Annotated in this window: 19 protein-coding genes and 1 pseudogene; 3 read left to right on the forward strand and 17 right to left on the reverse strand. The window is 42.5% G+C overall.

The annotated features are described in order from the left end of the window. Positions 1-121: 121 nt before the first annotated feature. Positions 122-535, forward strand: a complete 414-nt coding sequence (locus tag I2H52_RS06200; RefSeq protein ID WP_000264205.1) for an EamA family transporter — start codon at positions 122-124, stop codon at positions 533-535. 38 nt (positions 536-573) lie between these two features. On the opposite strand, the gene I2H52_RS06205 is transcribed toward I2H52_RS06200, so the two are convergent. The 7 genes from I2H52_RS06205 to ruvB all read right to left on the reverse strand — a co-directional run bounded on the left by I2H52_RS06205 (position 574) and on the right by ruvB (position 8,542). Then, on the reverse strand, positions 574-1,953 hold the full coding sequence (locus I2H52_RS06205; protein ID WP_000911344.1) for a glycoside hydrolase family 1 protein: 1,380 nt from the start codon (positions 1,951-1,953) through the stop codon (positions 574-576). A gap of 106 nt (positions 1,954-2,059) precedes the next feature. Continuing rightward, positions 2,060-3,913, reverse strand: a complete 1,854-nt coding sequence (locus I2H52_RS06210; RefSeq protein ID WP_195594737.1) for a proline--tRNA ligase — start codon at positions 3,911-3,913, stop codon at positions 2,060-2,062. Positions 3,914-3,929: 16 nt separating this feature from the next. Continuing rightward, positions 3,930-5,186 (reverse strand): RIP metalloprotease RseP, encoded by a 1,257-nt coding sequence (rseP, locus tag I2H52_RS06215; RefSeq protein ID WP_000579738.1) that lies wholly within the window; start codon positions 5,184-5,186, stop codon positions 3,930-3,932. Between the two features lie 15 nt (positions 5,187-5,201). After that, the gene (locus tag I2H52_RS06220; protein WP_000159119.1) at positions 5,202-6,005 is read right to left on the reverse strand and encodes a phosphatidate cytidylyltransferase; all 804 of its coding nucleotides are present in this window, start codon (positions 6,003-6,005) and stop codon (positions 5,202-5,204) included. An 8-nt stretch (positions 6,006-6,013) separates the two neighbouring features. Beyond that, a complete protein-coding gene (locus I2H52_RS06225; RefSeq protein ID WP_000466707.1) occupies positions 6,014-6,772 on the reverse strand; it encodes an isoprenyl transferase in 759 nt (252 codons plus the stop codon). 206 nt (positions 6,773-6,978) lie between these two features. Next, a complete protein-coding gene (locus tag I2H52_RS06230) occupies positions 6,979-7,563 on the reverse strand; it encodes a nucleotidyltransferase family protein (RefSeq protein WP_195594739.1) in 585 nt (194 codons plus the stop codon). Then, complete coding sequence (ruvB, locus tag I2H52_RS06235) at positions 7,544-8,542, reverse strand: Holliday junction branch migration DNA helicase RuvB (protein ID WP_016893669.1); 999 nt, start codon at positions 8,540-8,542, stop codon at positions 7,544-7,546. The genes I2H52_RS06230 and ruvB overlap by 20 nt, the downstream gene beginning before the upstream one ends. Before the next feature lie 258 nt (positions 8,543-8,800). On the opposite strand from ruvB, the gene I2H52_RS06240 reads away from it, so the two are divergent. Both I2H52_RS06240 and I2H52_RS09825 read left to right on the forward strand, forming a co-directional pair. Continuing rightward, positions 8,801-8,947 carry a hypothetical protein gene (locus I2H52_RS06240; protein WP_007519127.1) on the forward strand — a complete coding sequence of 49 codons (147 nt, stop codon included), beginning with the start codon at positions 8,801-8,803 and terminating at the stop codon, positions 8,945-8,947. A gap of 135 nt (positions 8,948-9,082) precedes the next feature. Further along, positions 9,083-9,244, forward strand: a pseudogene (locus I2H52_RS09825) (DUF3553 domain-containing protein); the annotation flags it as partial. Between the two features lie 676 nt (positions 9,245-9,920). Here the strand turns inward: I2H52_RS09825 and I2H52_RS06250 are convergent. The 10 genes from I2H52_RS06250 to I2H52_RS06290 all read right to left on the reverse strand — a co-directional run bounded on the left by I2H52_RS06250 (position 9,921) and on the right by I2H52_RS06290 (position 21,426). Further along, on the reverse strand, positions 9,921-10,892 hold the full coding sequence (locus I2H52_RS06250) for an N-acetylmuramoyl-L-alanine amidase family protein (protein WP_195594742.1): 972 nt from the start codon (positions 10,890-10,892) through the stop codon (positions 9,921-9,923). Continuing rightward, complete coding sequence (locus tag I2H52_RS06255; protein WP_195594744.1) at positions 10,892-11,311, reverse strand: phage holin family protein; 420 nt, start codon at positions 11,309-11,311, stop codon at positions 10,892-10,894. The genes I2H52_RS06250 and I2H52_RS06255 overlap by 1 nt, the downstream gene beginning before the upstream one ends. 9 nt (positions 11,312-11,320) lie before the next feature. Beyond that, positions 11,321-11,956 carry a hypothetical protein gene (locus I2H52_RS06260; protein WP_195594746.1) on the reverse strand — a complete coding sequence of 212 codons (636 nt, stop codon included), beginning with the start codon at positions 11,954-11,956 and terminating at the stop codon, positions 11,321-11,323. A gap of 2 nt (positions 11,957-11,958) precedes the next feature. Next, positions 11,959-12,159: a hypothetical protein gene (locus I2H52_RS06265; RefSeq protein ID WP_195594748.1), complete on the reverse strand. Its 201-nt coding sequence runs from the start codon at positions 12,157-12,159 to the stop codon at positions 11,959-11,961. Next, positions 12,140-16,660, reverse strand: coding sequence for a phage tail spike protein (locus tag I2H52_RS06270; RefSeq protein ID WP_229104494.1), 4,521 nt, complete (start codon positions 16,658-16,660; stop codon positions 12,140-12,142). The genes I2H52_RS06265 and I2H52_RS06270 overlap by 20 nt, the downstream gene beginning before the upstream one ends. Continuing rightward, positions 16,661-17,383 carry a phage tail protein gene (locus I2H52_RS06275; RefSeq protein ID WP_195594750.1) on the reverse strand — a complete coding sequence of 241 codons (723 nt, stop codon included), beginning with the start codon at positions 17,381-17,383 and terminating at the stop codon, positions 16,661-16,663. It lies immediately after the preceding gene. After that, entirely contained in the window at positions 17,380-20,139 is a 2,760-nt protein-coding gene (locus I2H52_RS06280) for a phage tail tape measure protein (RefSeq protein WP_195594752.1), read from the reverse strand. The genes I2H52_RS06275 and I2H52_RS06280 overlap by 4 nt, the downstream gene beginning before the upstream one ends. Before the next feature lie 113 nt (positions 20,140-20,252). After that, positions 20,253-20,384: a hypothetical protein gene (locus tag I2H52_RS09810; RefSeq protein ID WP_000020578.1), complete on the reverse strand. Its 132-nt coding sequence runs from the start codon at positions 20,382-20,384 to the stop codon at positions 20,253-20,255. A gap of 32 nt (positions 20,385-20,416) precedes the next feature. Continuing rightward, positions 20,417-20,836 carry a hypothetical protein gene (locus I2H52_RS06285; RefSeq protein ID WP_033585117.1) on the reverse strand — a complete coding sequence of 140 codons (420 nt, stop codon included), beginning with the start codon at positions 20,834-20,836 and terminating at the stop codon, positions 20,417-20,419. 11 nt (positions 20,837-20,847) lie between these two features. Further along, on the reverse strand, positions 20,848-21,426 hold the full coding sequence (locus I2H52_RS06290) for a major tail protein (RefSeq protein ID WP_195594754.1): 579 nt from the start codon (positions 21,424-21,426) through the stop codon (positions 20,848-20,850). Position 21,427 lies beyond the last annotated feature (1 nt).

Consider the following 21,427-nt stretch of genomic DNA (forward strand, 5'->3'; position numbering starts at 1 on the left):
TTTCTCACTTGTCAAGAATAAAAATTGGTATAGTTTTTCTATCTAGTATTTTATCAATATTTCACTTGATACCTGACAAGTCGGCATCAATTACTTATAATAAGGGGAGGAGGTATTTGCCATGTGGTTTTTCTTCGCACTTTTATCAGCTATCTTTGCAGCCTTAACGTCAATTTTAGCCAAGATTGGGATTGAAGGAGTTCCATCCAATCTAGCAACCGCTATTCGGACAGTCGTCGTCATTCTTATGGCCTGGGCCATGGTTTTCTTGACCAATAGTCAGACCGAAATTGTCAACATCAGTAAAAAAAGTTGGCTCTTTCTCATCTTATCTGGTTTGGCCACTGGCGCCTCCTGGCTCTGCTACTACAAGGCCCTACAGATGGGCAATGCGACTGAGGTATCTGCTGTCGATAAATTCAGTCTCGTCATTACCCTCGTTCTAGCCGTTTTCTTCCTACAGGATGTCCTGACGTTTAAAACAATCATTGGCTGTATCCTGATTACGATCGGGACCTTAGTGATGATATTGTAATAAAAAGTGAGATGAACACCATCTCACTCTTTTTATTCTTAAAATCCATTATGGTCGCTGAGTTCTTTGAACCAGTGGCCTGATTTCTTCAGGCGACGTTCCTGCGTTTCCAAGTCAAGCTCAACCAGACCGTAGCGATTTTTATAGCTGTTGAGCCATGACCAGCAGTCGATAAAGGTCCAGATTAAGTAACCCTTACAATTGGCTCCGTCTTCAATGGCACGGTGAAGTTCACGCAGATGACCTTTGACAAAGTCGATACGATAGTCGTCTTGAATCATGCCATTCTCACGGAATTTATCTTCACCCTCAACACCCATGCCGTTTTCGGTCAACATCCACTCGATATTGCCATAATTTTCCTTGATGTTTTGAGCGATGTCATAAATCCCCTGCTCGTAGATTTCCCAACCGCGGTGAGGATTGATTTTACGGCCCGGCATGATATAAGGCTCATAGAAATGTTCTGGCAAGAGGGGACTGTCTGGATGTTTAGCAAAACGCGGCGCCATAACACGCAAAGGTTGGTAGTAGTTGACTCCAAGGAAATCAACTATGTTCTCACGAATGAGTTCTAACTCTTCAACAGTGTACTCTGGCAGCAAATCATGCTCAGCTAAAATTTCCACTAATTCTTCTGGATAAGCTCCTAAAACAGATGGATCTAGGAAAGATTGAGCTTGGAAGAGATCGGCAATGCGAGCAGCCTTGACATCCGCGGGATGCTGGCTACGTGGGTAGGCTGGTGTCAAATTAAGGACAATCCCAATCTTGGAATCAGGCAAAATCTCATGACAGGCCTTGACCGCTCGACTGCTAGCTAATTGTGTGTGATAGGCTACTTTAACCGCTGCTTCTGCATCCACCTTATGTGGATAATGGGCATCGTAAAAATAGCCAAACTCTACCGGAACGATGGGCTCATTAAAAGTAATCCATTGGTCCACCAAGTCACCGTAAGTCTCAAAACAAAAACGAGCATAGTCTTCATAAGCCTTGACAGTTGCCTTATTTTCCCAGCCATCGCCGTCTTCTTGGAGGGCAAATGGCAGGTCGAAGTGATAGAGATTGACTAAGAGGCGAATCCCTTTGGCCTTAATGGCTTCAAAAACCTGACGGTAGAAAGTCACCCCTTGCGGATTGACCTCTCCACGCCCCTGTGGGAAAATACGAGACCACTGGATAGAAGTTCGGAAGGCTGTATGCCCAGTCTCTACCAAAAGCTCAATGTCCTTTTCCCAGTTTTCATAAAAAGTCGATGTTTTATCAGGTCCAATTCCATTGTAGTAGCGATTGGGTTCCACCTGATACCAATAATCCCAGAGATTATCTCCTTTACCGTCACCATGTACACGACCTTCTGTCTGTGGTCCAGAAGTAGAGGAACCCCAGACAAAATCCTTTGGAAATTTTAACATTATTATACCTCTTAACTTGATGATGTATTCTTCACACTCATTATATAGAAAAAACAAGGTAAAAACTAGTTACATTTTTGCCTTGTTTTTCTTCTGATTAAAGTTTTTATTTCTTGCTTAGAATTTCAAGGGTTTCGAGCAAGTTGTCTGCGTGAACTTCGATGGTGTCACCAGTTGCCTTGATTTTAACTTCTACAATACCATCAGTTGCTTTCTTCCCAACAGTGATACGGATTGGCAAACCAATCAAGTCACTATCGCTAAACTTCACTCCGACACGTTCGTTACGGTCGTCTGTCAAGACTTCGTAACCAGCTCCCATCAAGCTTGCTTCAAGTTTATCTGTCAAGGCTTGCGCTTCTTCATCTTTGACATTGACAGTAATCAAGTGCACATCAAATGGTGCTAATTCTTTAGGGAAGTTAACTCCCCAAGCATAACGGTATTCGCCTTTTGGCGTTTTATTGACAAAGAGGCGAGCGTGTTGCTCCATAACGGCTGAAAGGAGACGGCTAACACCGATACCGTAACATCCCATGATGATTGGCACAGCACGGCCATTTTCGTCCAAAACATCTGCACCCATGCTTGCTGAGTAGCGAGTTCCGAGTTTGAAAATATGACCGATTTCAATACCACGCGCGAAGTTAAGAACGCCTTGTCCGTCTGGTGAAATTTCACCCTCACGAACTTCGCGGATATCTACATATTCTGCAGTAAAGTCACGACCTGGATTCACACCCGTCAAGTGGTAGCCATCTTCGTTAGCCCCCACAACAGCATTACGAACATCTTGTACCTTACGGTCTGCAATGATTTTCACATTTTCTGGCAAACCAACTGGACCAAGCGAACCAAAGCCAGCTGAGATAACATTTGCTACTTCTTCCTCGCTCGCAACATCAAAGAAATCTGCACCCAAGTGGTTTTTCAACTTGACTTCATTGAGTTGGTCATTTCCAACTAGAAGGGCTGCAACAAGCTCACCATCTGCCATGTAGAAGAGGGTTTTGATTGTTTGTTCTTCTGGGACATTTAGGAAGGCTGCGACTTCGTCAATAGATTTAACACCTGGTGTTTCCACGCGAGTTACTTCTTCTTCCGCAACTACACGGTTGCTTGGTTTGTACTCGTTTGTTGCCATTTCTAAGTTAGCTGCATAGCTAGACTCACTTGAGTAGGCGATGGTGTCTTCACCAGAAACCATCCATTTGAGCAATTCTGCCTTGATTTCTTCTTGCACTACCGCAGGAATTTCGTCAAATGAGGCAACTGACTTGTCTAAGACAACCCAGCGGTCGAGGTCTGTACGGGCTGGTGTGATGGCCATAAATTCTTGGCTATCCTTACCACCCATGGCACCACCGTCACCGATGATAGCCTTGAAATCCAAACCACTACGAGTGAAAATTCGTTCATAGGCCGCCTTGTACTCGTCATAAGTCACATCCAAACTATCATAATTAGCATGGAAACTATATCCATCTTTCATGATAAATTCACGCGTACGGAGAAGGCCGTTACGTGGACGTTTTTCATCACGGTATTTCGGTTGGATTTGGTAAAGGTTGAGTGGCAATTGCTTGTAAGACTTGACAGAGTCACGAACAATAGCTGTAAAAGTTTCTTCGTGTGTCGGACCTAGGATAAAGTCTGACTTTTCACGATTTTTCAGTTTATAAAGGTCTTCACCATAGGTTTCATAACGGCCTGATTCGCGCCAGAGATCGGCACTGAGAAGGGCAGGAGCCAACATCTCAACAGCACCAATCTTATCAAACTCTTGGCGCATGATATTCTTAGCCTTTTCAATCACACGGTTAGCAAGTGGCAGGTAAGAATAAACACCAGCAGAAACTTGACGAACATAACCAGCACGCAACATAAGGGCGTGGCTGATAACTTGAGCATCGCTTGGCATTTCGCGAAGCGTAGGGATTAGCATTTTACTTTGTTTCATAATATTCCTCGATTATCTAAAAGAAGAGTCGCATAATGTCATTCCAGGTCACAGCTAGCATCAAGACAACCATGATAACTACACCAGCCATGGTGACATAGGTTTCAATTTCTTGTTTAAGGGGTTTCCGGCGGATAGCCTCTAGGATATTGAGCACAATCTTTCCACCATCCAAAGCCGGGATCGGAATCAAATTAAAAATCCCGATATTGATGGAAATCACGGCTAGGAAATAGAGGACATTCTCAATTCCATTTTTAGCAGCATCGCTACTTGCCTTAAAAATGGCAACGGGACCACCGAGTTTGTTCAAATCTGGATGGAAAATCAAGTTTTTCAGAGCCGAAAGGATACGAAGTCCTGAGTCAGCTGCAGTTGTAAATCCACCAACAAACATGGATAGAAAGTCTGACTTGACCCCTGGTTGAACCCCGAGAATGTAACGTCCTTGATTTTCTTCTGGAGTCACAGTGACTTGTTTTTCGCTACCATTTTCAGAAATGGTCACATCCAAGGTCGGGGCGGTCTTGTCCTTGGTATCTGCTTCCACAGCCTGGGTCAAGTCTTGCCAATTCTTAACCTCATGCGAGCCGACCTTGGTGATTTGAGCTGTCTCAGCTACGCCCACCTTAGCCAAAGCGCCCTCTGGCATGACGTGAAAGAGATTGGTCTGAGTATCTCTAACACCGCCCTGCAAAAAGATCAAGATCCAAAAAACAACAACACCTAAGATAAAGTTATTCATAGGACCTGCAAAGTTGGTGATGAGCTTGCCCCAGATAGAAGCATTTTGATACTGTACATCCAAAGGAGCGATGCGCACTTCGGTTCCGTCTTCTTCAACAACCGTTGCATCGTGATCTACTGCAAAAATCTTTTCTTCTTCCAAGACCAACCCCTTGATAAAGAGCTTGTCTTCAAAGTCAAACTGGGTTACCTGCATAGGAAGAGCCGTTTGATCCAGTTTCTTCCCTGAGAGGTTGATCCGTTTGACCTTACCATCATCAGCAAGTGTTAAACTGACTGGAGTTCCTGTCTTGATTTCTGTCGCATCATCACCCCAGCCTGCCATACGAACATAGCCTCCTAGAGGAAGGATTCGAATGGTATAAGCAGTGCCATCCTTACCGATATGGGAAAAAATCTTGGGCCCCATACCAATGGCAAATTCACGAACTAGAATGCCTGATTTCTTGGCAAAATAAAAATGTCCAAACTCATGCACCACCACAATAATCCCAAAAACGAGGATAAAGGTTAGCAATCCAATCATTCAATATTCCTTTCTTTAAAACAGGCCAAATAAGTGCATCATTGGAAACACAATCAGCATGCTGTCAAAGCGATCCAACACACCGCCATGTCCAGGGATAAATTTTCCAGAATCCTTGACACCGAAATGGCGTTTCATGGCACTCTCAATCAAGTCACCAAACTGACCTGCCACACTGAAGAAGGCTGCAAAGAGACTCATTCTATAAATCCCATAAGGAAGAGCAACTGTGCTGTCGACTAGCATGAAGATTACCGTTATCAGTACCGCACCTAGAATGCCCCCGACAAAGCCCTCAATACTCTTATTAGGAGAAACTCTTGGTGCCAACTTATGTTTACCAAAATTCATCCCTGTCAGGTAGGCTGCGCTATCTGTCGCCCAAACGATAAAAAGAGCCAACAGTACCTTGTCAAAACCTGCCACCCGAGCATCTAGTAAGGCATTAAAGCCAAAACCAACATAAAAGCTCACAGCAATTGGAAAAGCGGCATCTTCAATCGTATAGTTTTTACTGAAAACGGTCGTCCCTAGCATTATGGTAATCAAAACACTGTAGGCAACTACATTCCCATCAACAGGCAAAAATGTTAGGTAATTTTCTAAAGGAACTGTGAGAGCGAAGGTCGCAAAAAGAGTCAAAGCACCCTCAATGGTCATAGTCTTTAGCCCCTTCATGTGCAAGAGTTCATGGACGCCTAGCATCGCTAACAAGCCAATCCCTATCTGCAACAAGAGCCCTCCTGCAAACAAGACTGGAAGGAAAATTGCCAGGGCCAATACCGCAAACAATGTTCTCTTTTGTAAATCCTTGGTCATATCTTCTCCTAAACTCCTCCAAAACGGCGATTGCGATGGTTAAAAGCAGCAATAGCTTCCTGCAAGGCGGCTTCATCAAAATCAGGCCACAAGGTATCCGTAAAATAAAGCTCGCTATAGGCTGCTTGCCATGGTAAGAAATTACTTAAACGCAACTCACCACTCGTACGGATAATCAAATCAGGATCCCGCAAATCCTTTGGCAGGTGTTGCGTGAAAAGATAGTCTCCAATCATATCTTCTGTGATGTCACCAGGGTTGATTTTAGCATCTAGAACATCTTGAGCCAAGCCCTTAAGAGCCTGCGTAATTTCAGCACGACCACCATAGTTAAGCGCAAAATTGAGAATCAAGCCCGTATTGTTCTGGGTCAATTCCTCTGCTTTTTTCAAAGCTTCAAAAGTCGGCTTAGGCAGACGGTCTGTCTCCCCAATCATCTGAATCTTAACGTTATTTGCATGCAATTCAGGGACGTAGTTATCATAAAATTCGACTGGCAAGTTCATGATAAACTTGACTTCTTGATCTGGACGCGTCCAATTTTCCGTTGAAAAGGCATAAACCGTGATGACCTTAACTCCCATCTTGTTAGCTGCCTTGGTCACCTTTTGGAGGGCTTCCATTCCCGCCTTATGACCAAAAACCCGTGGTTGCATCCGTTTTTTAGCCCAACGGCCATTCCCATCCATGATGATGCCAATATGAGCAGGAACCTGTGTTGGAACCTCAACTTCTACAGCTTTATCTTTCTTAAAAAATCCAAACATGTTCTTATTCCTATTCAAAAATCTATCGTTTCATTATACCATATTTCCCTATTTTCTTCTATTGCTAAGTTATTAGCTCTCCGTAAAGACAAAAAATAAGCCGCCTGATTGGGCGACTTAGTTTTATAGGGAGATTATTATGAAAAAGTTTTAGGAGTTTAAGTTAAGTTCCTCTTAACTTATGAACCTAGTATACCGTCCCTAACTTAAATTTTTCTTAAGTTTTTTGAGAAAGTCAGATTTTTCCATTTTTCTTGCCAATTTTTCTTGGACAAGCGTTCTTGATAGAGCTTCATTCGATCTTCATTCTCTAAAAAATGAGGAGTTGGAGAAACTTGAAACTTTAAAATATCCTCTAAACCATAAGGCGCAAAGAGCTCTAAAGTTGCTTCAGCATGCAAGCGAAGCCCTATCGCCGTACAGCGCTCGGGATATTTACTCACGGCATCACGAGAACTCGTGTAAGGCACAGTATGAGGGCTGTGTAGATGCATATAGACCTGATTTTTCAACTCCCACTGATACTGAGGATAATCTTCTCTTAGCTTTTTCTCTAGGGATACTGTTTCCTCATAAGAAACATCTGGATCAAAGAAAATCACATCCACATCCGTCTCACTATCAAAAGGCGATTTGTCTGACAAGAGATTCCAGATGAAATTCCTGACAGAACCTGCTGCCAACCACGAATCTTTCAGACCAAGGTCACGGATGATGGTCAGAATGGTCATCATATCTGGATTTTCTCTGAAAGCATCTAGAATTTCTTGCTCATTTTTCACTGTATTCATAACCTAAATGCTCATATGCCTTAGCAGTTGCCACCCGTCCAGAACGAGTTCGCATGATGAAACCTTTCTGAATCAGGTAAGGTTCGTACATATCTTCGACTGTCTCACGCTCCTCGGCAATATTAACAGAAAGAGTTCCTAAACCGACAGGACCACCACCGTACATCTCAATCATGGTGCGAAGGATTTTTTGGTCTACATAGTCCAAACCTTCACGGTCTACATCCAGCATGGTCAAAGCCTTATCCGTAATCACATCATCAATCAAGCCATCCCCCATAATCTGGGCAAAGTCGCGCACGCGCTTGAGGAGACGATTGGCGATACGAGGAGTTCCTCGACTGCGTAAGGCCAACTCCGAAGCTGCCTCATGGGTGATTTCCATCTCAAAAATATCTGCTGTCCGCTCAACAATCTCTGTCAAGTCAGCGTGGGCATAGTATTCCATATGACCTGTAATCCCAAAACGTGCCCGCAGAGGATTTGAGAGCATCCCCGCACGTGTCGTAGCCCCAATCAAGGTGAATGGTGGCAAGTCCAAATGAACACTGCGACTGCCTTCACCAGCACCAATCATGATATCAATGTAGAAGTCTTCCATGGCACTATAAAGCACCTCTTCCACCGACATGGGCAAGCGATGAATCTCGTCAATAAAAAGGACGTCTCCAGGTTCCAAATCATTCAAAATGGCTACCAGATCACCCGCTTTTTCAATGACAGGGCCAGACGTTTGCTTGAGATTGACTCCCAGTTCATTGGCAATGACAAAGGCCATGGTCGTTTTCCCCAAACCTGGAGGCCCAAATAAGAGCACATGGTCCAGCGCTTCATCCCGCATTTTGGCAGCTTCGATAAAGATTTGCAGCTGGTCCTTGACCTTATCCTGCCCAATATATTCACGTAAATACTGAGGACGGAGGGTACGTTCTACCAACTCCTCATCCCCCATGATCTCATTGTCTAAAATTCTACTCATGGCTCTATTATATCAAAAATCCAAGCCACAAACAAAAAAGCCACCTGATTGGGTGGCCTCTTTAGGGAGATTATTATGAAAAAGGTAAAATAAAATCTTATTAAATCAATGCTTTTGGAGGGTGTCCCCTCCAACTCCCCGACCTCTGGACAAGGTCTATTTTTTTTGAAAAAATTTAAAAAAACTTCATCAAAACACTTGACTTTCTCGGTGCACCGTGATACAATATAATCAAGATAAGGAAAGGAGGTGAGGAAAATGGACAAAGATGATTGGCTCAGATTGGTTGAAAAACTAATTGATAACGGGCCGGCTTACATCACAGCTCTAACTGGTGCATATGCTACATATCACATTTGGAGCAAAGAAAAAAAGCGAAAACCTAGACCTCGCAAGTTTAAGTAATCGCCTTGGGAATAGGGGAGCTACCACTCCCCTCACTCCCTATTATACCATAAAATAGGAACAATACCATGGAAATTTTAATCATAAATATACTGATCGTTTTATTGAGTTATTTTTATTTAAGAGGGCAAAAAGATGAGAAAGCAAATAGAAAAAGTATTAAAAAGCAAAAAGAGCACAAGCGCAATCGCTAAAGGGGCAGATTTGCCTTGGACGACAGTCTCAGATCTTAGAAGTGGAAAAACAAATTTGGACAAAATGTCTTTATTGACAGCAGAAAAATTACAAAAATATGCGGAGGAGCTAGAAATGGAAAACGCAAAACAACTACTTGAAGAAATTAAAAATAACGATGTATCGTATGCTATTGTAAATGAAGATGGAGCAGTTTATTGCAATCTTAGGACAAGTAACATCATGGATATTTATGGTATTGATGGGGAAGATGGCCATTTCTACGGTGTTTATGGTGACGCAGTTGGTGGGCAGCTTGATAGTCGCAACGTCCCTGATGACGTTATTTTGAAAGCTATTAAACTAATGCTAGGGCTTGGTGAACCTGTAAAACGTTCAGAATTGTCTATGGGATCAGATTTCAAACAGACATTTGTAGATGGATATTTTGAGGCAGTCGAATTGATGAAACAATCTGGTCTTCTTCAGCCTCAGGAAGAAAATGAGAAAGTCAAAGAATGGATTGAGTCTCACAAGGATATTGTATGTTCAACAGTTAAACACCCATTGTTTGGAACTGGTAAAGTAGTTAAAATTGAAGACAATGCAATTACTATTGATTTTGAAGATGCTGGAAGCAAATCTTTAGCTCTTGAAGCTGTTGTTAGCAATAACTTACTAGAATTCTAAAATAATTTATAAGGGTAAAGCAGTGATTTCGGTCACTGCTTTTATTATTGCAAACAAAAAAACCGCAAGCGTTAGCCTGCGGTAAGTGTAATCTATTTTGAAACTCTTCCTATTGTTGCTTTTCTTCTTTTTCTTTATCAACTACCGTGATAAGACCATCTGGTTCGGTTTTGAATGCTGGATCTGTATGAAGTTCACCGTTTGCCTTCAAGTAATACCAGCCGTCACCTGATTTGACGAATTGTTTGGATAGCATGTAGCCGTCTTTTTCTTCCATGAAATACCAGGTTTCACGATATTTAACCCAGCCAGTAGCCATACGACCATCTGACTTGAAGAAATACCAGCGATGGTTCAGGAACATCCAGCCTGTAACCATTGCCCCACGCTTATCAAGATAGAACCAATCTTTTCCATCATTGAACCATCGATTGATTAGGCAATAACCACGATCATCAAAGTAGAACCATTCGTTGTTGATTTGTTTCCAGCGGTTTGTAGGATAAGAGCCATCTGACTCCTCCCACCACCAGCCAGTGCCATTTTGTTTCCAACCAGCTTCAGATAGACCGCCTTCGATGTCTTTCTTGAACTGCTCACGACTGATGCCCCATTTTGCAAGGTAAGGGTATGGATCCACATGGTCGGAGTAGTTTCGTGGCTGGTTATACGTACAGTATTGGTGAGTTTTAATTCCAGCCAAGCTATCAGAGTCTAGCGTTTTAGGAATACCAGCTTCATCAGCAAGGTTCCGTAGAAGCTCGACATAGAGCTTATAATCACGCATGAACTCTTCTTTTGTTTCATGGCTTTCAATCAGCTCAACTTGGCCGTATCCTTCAACGTTCCAACCCCCGCCTACGTCATAGGCTCCCATATCAGTGTACCAGGTCTGCATCACACGGCCGTTACCGACGACATGTGAGAAAAAACCTGAATCAACTGGGCGGCGCATGTGGTAGTCTGCTTCATTTTGGGCAGTCGAATTTGGATTTCCTGTTGAATGTGCATGAATTTGTCTGTATGGTTGTTCTCCTACCTGTGGAAGGTCTGTTCTTAATCTACTTGTATCAATATCCATTATTTTTCTCCTTCGTTCTTATCGTTTTTATCGCCAGATAAACGCTCAAATGCCTTAATGATAGGTTGGAAGATTGTCACGTTCCCTTTCAACTTACGGTAATTTTCGATGAGTGACTGGAATGTGAAAAGCAAATATCCCAGGTAAATCGAGTATAGAAATGCGAAACCTGTTTTTTCAGGCAACAAGACAGACATCGGAATCAATACCATCAACAAGAGAACACCAAGAATTTTTCGAATCAGACCGTTAATACCAATCTTGCTCTTGTATTCAATTTCTGGATTTGCAATTGCTGCAAACGTTCCTGATGCAAAATCAACAATTTCCATAATGACAATTAAGCTTAAGGCATACAATACCAAGCCATCTTCTGTTTGGATTAGACTTCTAAAAAAGTTAAACAATTCAAATTTCATGTATTTCTCCTATTCTTTCCCTTCGAATTTCCAAGCAACACCCGTACCGTTTTGTTCCAGGGAGCCATTTGTCACAAATGCGCTAACAGGTTCACCATTGTAAGTAAACTCCTTATTAAGCTGAACCAAAATGCGTTTCCCTTCGCCATTGACCTCTACGTGTTCAGGATCTTCAATCGTAATCAGGTCATGTGGTAAGTAGGTCTTCCCGACTTCAGCAAGTGGAATCAACTCAATCAACTCCTTGTAGGTCGTACCGTACTCGATGTTCTTGCTCATGACAGAGTTCAAGACAAGAACATGAATGACCTTCTGATTCACCTTCGAATTCTCTTCAGTCTGCTTAATAAGAGCTGCAAGCTTGTTCTGTTCACTCTCGTTTTGCGCAATCTTCTGATTGGCCTGTTCAAGCTGCGCCTGTGTTTTGACAATGGCGCTTCCTGGATCTAGCTCAGCTTTTAAGATATCCAGCACATCTTGAATCAAGACATCTTCCGATTCATTTGTCCGGTCTCCAGGAAATGATCGTGAGTTAGTGCTGTAACGGTTGCCCTCTGATAGTTGAATTTCTACCACGGTCTCAACATTAGAACCAGAAATTCTTAAGTACGGTTTTGTTGATAGATTATACCCATTGATTGCCATGTTTATGCTCCTTCTGCTGGTTTAGTTTGTTCATCAAGCAGAGCTTCCAGCTCATCCACTCGTGCTTGAAGTCTTTGATTCTCTGCTTCTTTTTCCCCTAGTTGAATCTTCAACAGATTATGTCTAAGCATTGATGTCTTTGAGTCAACTAGCATGTCATCAATTGTCATCTCTAGAACCTGGTTAAGCTGTTCTGCGTTCATTTTCTAATTTCTCCAATCTTTGTGTAAGTTTTCTATATTCAAGAGCAAGCTCCTGAATAGCTTTGAGTGCAATATTGGTCAATCTGAGATTGTCTAGGTTCAGCGTATCTCCATTCTCATAGACGAGCGTAGAATCCACCGCTTGAACTTCTTGCGCAATCAAACCAATCTTCGTGTGTGCTTGTTGTGGTCTATCCTCTTGCTTCTTCCAATCGTATTCCTTGAACTGGAATTGATGGATATAATCAAGAGCCTTGTGCTCGCAAGCAACAATATTGTCCTTCAGACGTCTGTCTGAAAAGTGCTGATTGACAACTGACCACAGACTGTATGCTGTGCCATTGTAACTATAGTAGATATCATTCCCTGATCCACCAAAGCTCAAAGATACATTGTCTGAGTTCCAGAGTCCAATAGTACCTGTTGTTTTACCATTGACACTGCCTTTCCCTGTCTTAAGCCAACCAATGCCTTTCGCATTGATGTAGCCTTCAACCGTTAAAAGAAAATCATCACTTGTTTCTGCAGTCCCACCTACTGTAAAATCAGAATCTTTGTATATGAAAAGACCGTAAGGGACATTCTCACCACGGCCGTAAGACCCAATGAACTGAACCCCCAATCCATCTTTGGCATTGACAGTACGAGGCACATTGATTTGTAGACCGCCATTGACGGTATCAAACGAGCCATAAGAGCCTAGTTGAATTTGGGTATGTCCTGTTAAGGTTCCACCGTAGATGCTTGCTCCTCGAATCGTTCCACCATAGATTCGGTCACCGCTTAAAATGCCTGACCGAACCTGACTTGCATCGATTGCAACACTCTGAACTCGGTTAATAAAGGCTTGTTTGGCAAATAGTTGACTCAAGTAAGCTTCGTTTGCGACAAGTTTGTTAAAGAAGGCCTGGTCAACCTTCAATTTTTCGGCCGTAACAGCTTCAGCATCTAAGATTACAGTAGTCACTGAACCTGCTTCAAAATTGGCCGTCTTCAGCTTATCAACCATAGCCGACTTGATAACTGCCTTATCAATCAAGGTTTCACCCGTAATATGAGTCAACTTACCAGTGATACGGTTGTGACCGTTAGCACCAAGATTGATTCCTGAAATCAAATCACCTGCACTAGTTAGATTTTGGACAGCCCATGAGCCAGCTAGTTGAGTTTGAACAGAGCGAATGGCTTCATTCGTGTCCTCTGGAGCTTCTGTGTAAGGTGTTGCATACGATCCTTTTTCAAGCTTAAGGCCTGCAACGTAAAGGTTTGTATCTTGATTTAGTCGTTCTACTCGAGGGAAGATGAATCCATTAGCTGTGATGTTGAATGTAAAAGAATAACGCTTCCATTCGTTTGTTATAGCAACCGATGTTGAAGCTGGAATGCCCCACCCCTTTTCAACAGAGCCATTTCTATTTACATAAAAATTTACTGTATCATTCTTCCAATCGCTCTTCATCCACAAACTGAATGTATAGATTTCACCAATCTTTACATCAATCTCTTGTCCAATGCCATTCCACGAATTATTTTTAAATAGGACATCAACACCTTTGTATTTTTCAGCGTGCTTTTTCCAATTAGCAGACTTGTTTTTCCAATCTCCTGAAAAGTCTTTTGTACCTTTCAACAAATTTTGACCATTGCTGGCATTTTTTGCAACTTCAATCTGGAATAGCTGATTCGTCAAAGCCATGCGAGCGACTTTATCAGCGATGTCAGACTCGCTACGGCCAATAATGCGCTCGTACAGTTTGCTAGTCTCTTGCACTCGCTGAAAGTCTGTCTGATTTGCCTTGGTAGCAATCTGAGAAATGATACCTGCAAATCTGCCATCAACTGATTGATTGTAGTTAGCAATCTGAGTCGCTATCGTGCCATTTTGTGGATTGGTGATAGATTCAAACCTACGCTCAAGACCTCTCACATCCTCTTGATGAGTAGCCTTACCAACGTAGTCTCTAGATATCTGCTCACGAACTGCATTAACTTGACGAGCACTCTCTTCTCGAGCATAGCGTTGCAGGGCATCCTGTCGCTGACTGTCTTTCTCAATATATGCCTGAACAGTTGATAATTCTGTACGCAGTTTCCCAGCTTCGGCCGTAACCAAGGCTCTGTCAGCCTTATCTTTGGTAGCATTGACAATCTCTTGTCTAATACCAGATGCTCGCACATCAAACTCAGCTGTGCTGAGCTTTTGGTTCAGCTTGTTCTGCGTGTCTGTCTCAAGACTCTTCACAGACTGCCTGATATTCTCAGCAGTCACGTTGAGTGAGCTGATATCCACTTTGGTTCTAAGACCTTCAGTCAGACGACTCACCCCAGCATCGAGTGCATCAGCACGCTGTCTGAAACTGGATTCAACAATTGAAATCTGACCTTCTATATCTTCAGGAGCTTCACTGTAATCAGTCGAGATATTCCCTCGTTCCAACTTAAGACCTGCAACATATACAGGAGCTTCAGTATTGAATCTCTCAATGCGTGGCAAAATAAATCCTGATTCTGTAATTTCGAAAGTCACAGAAGTTCGCTGCCATTCGTTTGAAATATTCACTGAGGACATGTATGGCGATGTTCTAGCAAGCTGATTGGTTGAAGCATGTGTGAAATACACATTTACCCGATCTCTATCGATGCTACTCTTGATGTAGAACGAGAGAGTATAGACTTCGCCTTTTTTGGTTTCAAAAGCCTGTGATATGCCGAACCATGTACCTACTCGACTCATGACAGTCATGCCTTGATATTTCTCTGACTCTCTCGTCCAATTGCCGAGGTTTACCCAAGAACCGCTGAAATCTTTCGAGCCTTTAAATAGGTTGACTCCTCCGACCCTCACACTCGCTATCTTACTAGCAAGCTCCTCAGCTGTCTGCGTGAGCTCAGACTTACTAGCCTTACCGTCAGCCACGTTGGCCAGCTCTGCCAGTCTACGCGTCGTCGTCTCTTCATAGGTCGCTTGTGCCGTCTTCACACCAGCCAATTCTTTTTTTGTCTGGGTAAGTGCTTCAACTTGCTTAGCAATCTCAGCTGTAACCTGTTCTTGCTTCGGTCGAATATCATTCACGATGGTCCGTTTCAGAGCGTCCAAATCACCCGACAGAGCCGTTTGAGCGCTCGTAGTCTGTCTCTTGAATTCTTCAAGTCTAGCAATCGAATCCAACCCAATCCGCTTGGCTTCCTGGGCAAGCAGACTACTAGCGCCAGCGTTTCTCAAAGCTTCTTCAGCCCTGCGTTTGGCTTCTTGTATCGAAGCATTATCAAAACTGCTAAAGCGCTGGTCGATTATATCAGAGAGTTCTCTCTTAACTTCTTCCGCCTTGGCTTTTGCCAGTTCGATTCCGTCCGAAATTTCCTGTCTAAGCAATCCAGCTTGATGATCAAAGTCTAAGTCAGCATTTTGAAGAGCCTTTTCAAGGGCGATTTCTTGAGCTGATTCTGCCACACCAAGGATTGCATCGGCTGCGCTAGATAGTCCACCAGAAGCCCTAGAACCACCAATTCCTGCCTTATCATCGAAAGTCAGAGAGATGTACTCTTCTTTCAAGGCATCGAACTCATAAGCGATAGCTTTCTTGAATGCATCGACATTATGTTTCCAGCTCTTGAGATTGACCGTATCCCCCATGTGAACAACTTGGCCATCAAGTTCAAAGGCTTCAATCTTGATAGCATCAGAGACCTTGTCAATGCCTTGATTTGTAAATTTAGCCTGTGCCCACTTCTGCAACTCTTCAACGCTCTTTGCGTTGTTGTTCTCATACTCTTTTTCATTGATATAAGGGTAAGAGTTGATAAGAGGACTATCAACAGTCACTCTGATGGTCGTTTCCTTTTCAGCACCTTCAGGTTTAAAAGTCGATTTGGCATGGATTCTTGTGACAACATTCTGACTGTTTTTTGTACGTTGGTAGTCCTTCAGATTTTTGTGCGTTGTGATAACAACACCACGATTCTCACCACGACTCTTCTTGATAGTCATTGCAAAGTTGTCACGAACCAGCTCGCCTTCCCATGTACCAACAATGCTGTGCTTACCGTCCAGCAATACAGAGTACAGAGTTTCTGTTTCAGTCGTGTTGAAGGTCCTACGATCCTGGATATCGCTATTGAAAGAAAAATCTCCCAAAGCGGTTTTGGTATTTTGAACCATGCGAGAAAGAGCCATGCCACAGCTCTGACTAGTCACGCTCACTGGTGTGATAGAACGTTGCATCACATCGTCTGAGATGTGATAGGCTGTGATTTCCAGATGATCATTGTGTTCAACAGGTTTCTTAATGCGAAATAGCTGCGCACCAAGAACAGGAGTCGGCGCTTTTATCAACATATCTTCTTGAATAAGTTGATAAATACCAGAGTCAGAAATAGGATATTTCACAGTTAAGGTGAAATCGCCATTCATGGTCTCTTTAACAATCGCCGAAGTCGCTTCATGAAGTGGCTCTCCGTTCCACCGAACAGTCCTCACATCTTTATTAAGTAAATAAAGCAATTATGCCCACCCCCAAACCGTTTCGATTTCAAGCGATTGAATACCTGAGCCTAGAACAACCCCAACATTCTTCACTTTCGCTGGATCAACTGTGATAAAATCCCCTGACCATTTCACTGGTTTCCCTGTTGTCGTTTTAAAGCTAGGGTTGTCAGGATTATTGACCATCACAAGTGATTCAGTAAGCCTTTCAAGACGAATGACCTGACCAGCGATTGTAAATGAAGTCTCAGAAGCGCTCTGACCAACGATTGTGATTTTAGGAAAGGCAAGAGCAGAACCTTGAGTTGTCAAGACTCCGTTTCTTGTCAATCTTTGTGTATCAATGGTTTTGAAGTATTTGGTAGGATGACAAGTGAAGGTTGCTTTAGTCATATAAAGACCAGGTTGCACTTCTTCAAGGTCACTCACATTGACCTTATAGCACCAAAGACGAGTTGTTTTGACTCGCTCACTCTCTAGCCAGAACTTTTCACGGATAAACAGACTCATAAATTGGTTCATCTGTTCTTCAGTAGGTTTGACCAAATAAATCGTATAAGTTTTCTTGACCAGTTCCCTATGCTTGTTTGTCTGAACGATTGCTCCACTGATACCACCATGCTCCAAGAGAGCTGTCTTGCTGTCTCCCAGAGCGATTGAGGGAGAATCATGGACAATGACCTTAAAAGGAAAAGACGATGTTCTCACACCGTCAATCACAAGCTCATTATGCTTTATCATGTAAACCCTCCTCTCAATTGTGTTTTACGTTGCAATTCGTCAGCAATCCTCTGCGCTACCTCATCAGCAATCCTAATGATGTCAGCTTCTTCTCTGATAGTATTGCCACTAATGGTAATGTTGATGGTCGGTGAAGTTCCACCCATTGTCTGAGCAATACCTCGACCGATAGCACCAAGTGTCTTGTCATTGAGTGGTAACACTGCTTCATTCCCAGCTTCACCGCCAACCATCATGTTATTTCCATTCATTCCAAAGATGGTTGGTTTTGTCATGATACCGCCTTTGGCATACCATTCAATTCCAATACTTGGAACACCTTGACTCAACCAATCTAATGGATTGGCCGAACCACTCACATAAAAGTGAGGTAGTGGGATGTGTGGCCAGCTAATACTGAAGTTAAACAATCCTTTGATAGCTTCAATAGCTGAAGATACGGCATCTTTTGCACCGTTGATTGCACCTGAAATGGTACTCTTGATGCCTTCCCAAACGCTTGATACAGTACTAGATATAGCATTTAACACATTTGAGACAGTATCCTTGATGCCGTTCCAGATATTTGATACAGTTCCTGAAATACCATTGAGAACATTTGAAATGTAGCTCTGGATAGCTGAAAAAATGGTCTGAACAATGCTTTGAATAGCTTGCCATACAGTAGAGAATACTCCCTTGATAGTTTCCCAAGCACCTGACCAATCGCCAGTGATTATCTGCATAACTGCTTGGATAATACCAAGGACAACATTGATTGCAGTCTCAACAACGGTCTTGATAATTTCCCAAGCTGTTGTAATGATCAGTTGAATATTATCCCATGCGGCTTGAATGAGTGGGCCTAAAATTTCCAGAATTGTACTTATAACTGTATAGATGGCATTCCAGACAGTCTCAGCACTTGCTCGAATAAGTTCCTGGTTCTCCGTCCACCAAGCAACAACCGTTCCAAAGATACTCATGACAAAATTAGAAATTTCTGATACGACTGCATTGATAACCTCAAGAATCGCATTCCAAACGGTCGTGACCGCATCTCGAAAACCTTCGTTAGTTTCCCAGAGATATTTCACAATAACAATAATTGCAGCAACTGCAGCAGCAATTGCAATAGCTGTTCCAATAATTGGCAATGCGGCAATTATCATTTCTCCAATAGATATTTTTAAAAACTCAGCAAGGGCTTGCAACGATAAGAATATGGGGGCTATGACCCCTACAGCAGTCACAACTGTTCCTAAAATAACAACAAAATCTTTTACTGGAGCAGGTAAGGAACTGAACAGCTCAGCCACACCCTTCACAATCGTTGCCAAGGTTTGGAAAACAGGGATCATCATTTCCAGAAGAGGTTGACCAATAGCAGATAATGCATTGGTCCCAGCTTGTTTCAGATTCCCCATCACGTTTTCTAGGCCGTCTGATTCTCTTGCAGCCTGTCCAAGAGCTCCTGAGAGTTTATTTCCGTCTTCGACCATCTGAAGCAATGTCAATTGCTTCTGCGCTTCGCTCAAGTCCTTGAATGACTTTCCGTACAATTTATTTGCAGCTGCATTCCTAGTTGTCTCTGTCGCAGAGATTCCAAGAGCGGCATCGTTAGCAAAGTTTCCCTTCAAAAAAGATTGTAGGCTCTCTGTTACGCTCTCAATAGACTTATCATAAAAGGCTGCACCATCTGCTGCCGCCCTAGTTGCACGAGAAGTAAGATCCAAAGCTTCTGCTGTATCCAATCCTGAAGTTTTGGCAAATGAAGCCATCTGAGTGAATGATCCTTGCAATCGCTCTGGGACAATATCCATTTCCTGACCAATAGCATTCAACGCTTCTCTTGCTTGGGTTTCCATATCTCCGAAAACGGTAGTAAATTGAGCATTACTAGCTTGCATTTGAGCAGCCGCTTCTAGCGCTTCTTTTCCTACTTCCACAAGCTTTTCTGAAATAGCACTCAACTTCTCACTAAACTGTTGAAGTAGTTCTGCTCTTAAATTTCTTGAGATTTCACTTAAACTTTCTTGAGTGCTATCTGCAGCAGACTTTGTTCCCTTCATCTCATCATTGAGATGATTAAAAGCAGTCTTAGCCTGATTTAGCTCAGCTTCCATCTTGTTGGCTTGTGTGGAGTTCTCACCAAATTCTTTTTTAGTGATTTCCAATTGCTGTTCTAGATTTGAAATCTGTTTACTTACAATCTCAGACTGGGCACCAATCTTTTTCTGGGCAAGAGCATTTCTCTCAGCTTCGCTAGCATTTGAACCTAAAGCACTTTCTTGCAATTTGAAAGAGCTTGTCACCTTAGTCATCTCTGAAGCAAGTTGACTCTGCTCATTCTGCAATTCTTTCAGTTGAGTTTGGTTATTCTTGGTTGCATTCCCATTACCCTCAAGAGCCTGATTGACACTAGCTAGTTTTCCCTCGTATCCTTTTAGGATATTTTGAGTCACTTCTACTTCACGTTGGAAAGCACGATACTGATCAGCTCCAATATCACCATTTTTGAATTGCTGTTCCACCTGAGACTGAGCTTGTCTTAAAGTTTCCAGTTTCTCTTTGGTCGTCGAAACTTGCTTTTGTAAGACTTCTTGCTTCTGAGTCAGTAACGTTACGTTTCCTGTATCAAATTTCAAGGCCTTGTCAATCTGTCTCAACTCCTGACTCGCATCGGTAGCAGCCTTATTGACATTTTTCAGCGCCTTCTGTAAGGGCTGCGTGTCGCCATCAATTTCAATTTTGATACCTTTGATATTTCCTGCCATATTTCCTCCTTTCACAAAAAATAGAAAATCGCTGAGAGAACTTCTACGACTGATAATGCAGTTAGGGCAATGAACTTGACCTCAGAATCGCTCTCTCAGCACTCATTTTTTCTTTAAAAACTGTCAAAATCAGCTTGCGTGGCCTTCCGTTCGCCACCTTTGTCCTCGCTCCGTAAATTCACATAATCCGTCTGATAATCCAGAGCCATTCCGATTGAGATATGCTTTAGATCATCAATAGACAACCCAGTTTCTTTACAGCAGGACAGATAGGATTCTACTGTGAAGATTTCTTCGCTAGCTGATTCTGATTCATCTGGTGCTTTTTTGTCGTCATGCTCGCATTCAGCATTTCCATCAGCACAGGCCCAACTTCCTGAATCGGAAAGACTTCCATTTCCATGAAGAATTGTTCATAAGGCTTGATATGAGGATTTGCAGATTTAGCAAAGGTCCAAAAAAGACGGTTGAAAAAGGTCATGTCAAAATCTGACAACATCGAAATATCAATATTAGTCGCTGTCAACTCCTTGTCAGTTTCCAGCTTGTTCAATTCATTCATGAATGATTGATTTTTCAACATCGAGAACAAATCTTGAAAATAATCTTTCCCAAATTGTTGCTTGTAGGCGATAGGAGTATAGCCATTAGTTCCTAACTCATACTCCTGATCACCAACCAAAACGATTTTACGCATAGATTTTCTCCTTAAGCTGCCACCGCAGTAGGTTCATATACGTTCTTGAACCAGTTGTCATAAATTTCTTTATTATCAGCTGATGTGATAGAACGTTTAACGACTGAATCCAGAGGACGAGGACTTGCCTTAAAGCCAAGTTCACGCTCGTTGACGTTTGTACCATTTTTGGTTTTTGAGCCATTGCCTGGACGGCTTGCTGAACAGTAGTAAAGGACGTGTCGTGTTTTGTTCTTGTCTCCTGAAAATTCAAACATCAAGGCAAATGATGTGAATTCTGCATCGGCTTTTTCAGTCAAAACACCCGTCTGGGCATCTTTGATTTCACCCAAAATCTTAGTCGCAAACATTTCAATAATGTGAGAGATTTTGATTTTCCCTTCATACCCTTCATTTGAGTTCATGAAATGATAATCAATATCGTCTGCTTTGATTGGTGTTGATTCACCTTTTGGATCCAATGTTAATTCCATTGCACCAGGAAAACGGAAAATTTCATCGTAAGCAATCACTCCATCGGCGCCGATTGATTTAATTGGCGCAACGTGAACATTTTTTAAACCAAAGGTTACTTTATTTTCTTGAGTCATG

Origin of the sequence: Streptococcus oralis, assembly GCF_015561235.1 — a bacterium.
Classification (GTDB): Bacteria; Bacillota; Bacilli; order Lactobacillales; family Streptococcaceae; genus Streptococcus; species Streptococcus oralis_BK.

Excerpts from the sequence above, each read along its gene's own strand:
- I2H52_RS06200 (WP_000264205.1), top strand. The coding sequence starts at position 122 with ATGTGGTTTTTCTTCGCACTTTTATCAGCTATCTTTGCAGCCTTAACG.
- I2H52_RS06205 (WP_000911344.1), bottom strand. The coding sequence starts at position 1,953 with ATGTTAAAATTTCCAAAGGATTTTGTCTGGGGTTCCTCTACTTCTGGA.
- I2H52_RS06210 (WP_195594737.1), bottom strand. The coding sequence starts at position 3,913 with ATGAAACAAAGTAAAATGCTAATCCCTACGCTTCGCGAAATGCCAAGC.
- rseP (WP_000579738.1), bottom strand. The coding sequence starts at position 5,186 with ATGATTGGATTGCTAACCTTTATCCTCGTTTTTGGGATTATTGTGGTG.
- I2H52_RS06220 (WP_000159119.1), bottom strand. The coding sequence starts at position 6,005 with ATGACCAAGGATTTACAAAAGAGAACATTGTTTGCGGTATTGGCCCTG.
- I2H52_RS06225 (WP_000466707.1), bottom strand. The coding sequence starts at position 6,772 with ATGTTTGGATTTTTTAAGAAAGATAAAGCTGTAGAAGTTGAGGTTCCA.
- I2H52_RS06230 (WP_195594739.1), bottom strand. The coding sequence starts at position 7,563 with ATGAATACAGTGAAAAATGAGCAAGAAATTCTAGATGCTTTCAGAGAA.
- ruvB (WP_016893669.1), bottom strand. The coding sequence starts at position 8,542 with ATGAGTAGAATTTTAGACAATGAGATCATGGGGGATGAGGAGTTGGTA.
- I2H52_RS06240 (WP_007519127.1), top strand. The coding sequence starts at position 8,801 with ATGGACAAAGATGATTGGCTCAGATTGGTTGAAAAACTAATTGATAAC.
- I2H52_RS06250 (WP_195594742.1), bottom strand. The coding sequence starts at position 10,892 with ATGGATATTGATACAAGTAGATTAAGAACAGACCTTCCACAGGTAGGA.
- I2H52_RS06255 (WP_195594744.1), bottom strand. The coding sequence starts at position 11,311 with ATGAAATTTGAATTGTTTAACTTTTTTAGAAGTCTAATCCAAACAGAA.
- I2H52_RS06260 (WP_195594746.1), bottom strand. The coding sequence starts at position 11,956 with ATGGCAATCAATGGGTATAATCTATCAACAAAACCGTACTTAAGAATT.
- I2H52_RS06265 (WP_195594748.1), bottom strand. The coding sequence starts at position 12,159 with ATGAACGCAGAACAGCTTAACCAGGTTCTAGAGATGACAATTGATGAC.
- I2H52_RS06275 (WP_195594750.1), bottom strand. The coding sequence starts at position 17,383 with ATGATAAAGCATAATGAGCTTGTGATTGACGGTGTGAGAACATCGTCT.
- I2H52_RS06280 (WP_195594752.1), bottom strand. The coding sequence starts at position 20,139 with ATGGCAGGAAATATCAAAGGTATCAAAATTGAAATTGATGGCGACACG.
- I2H52_RS06285 (WP_033585117.1), bottom strand. The coding sequence starts at position 20,836 with ATGCGTAAAATCGTTTTGGTTGGTGATCAGGAGTATGAGTTAGGAACT.
- I2H52_RS06290 (WP_195594754.1), bottom strand. The coding sequence starts at position 21,426 with ATGACTCAAGAAAATAAAGTAACCTTTGGTTTAAAAAATGTTCACGTT.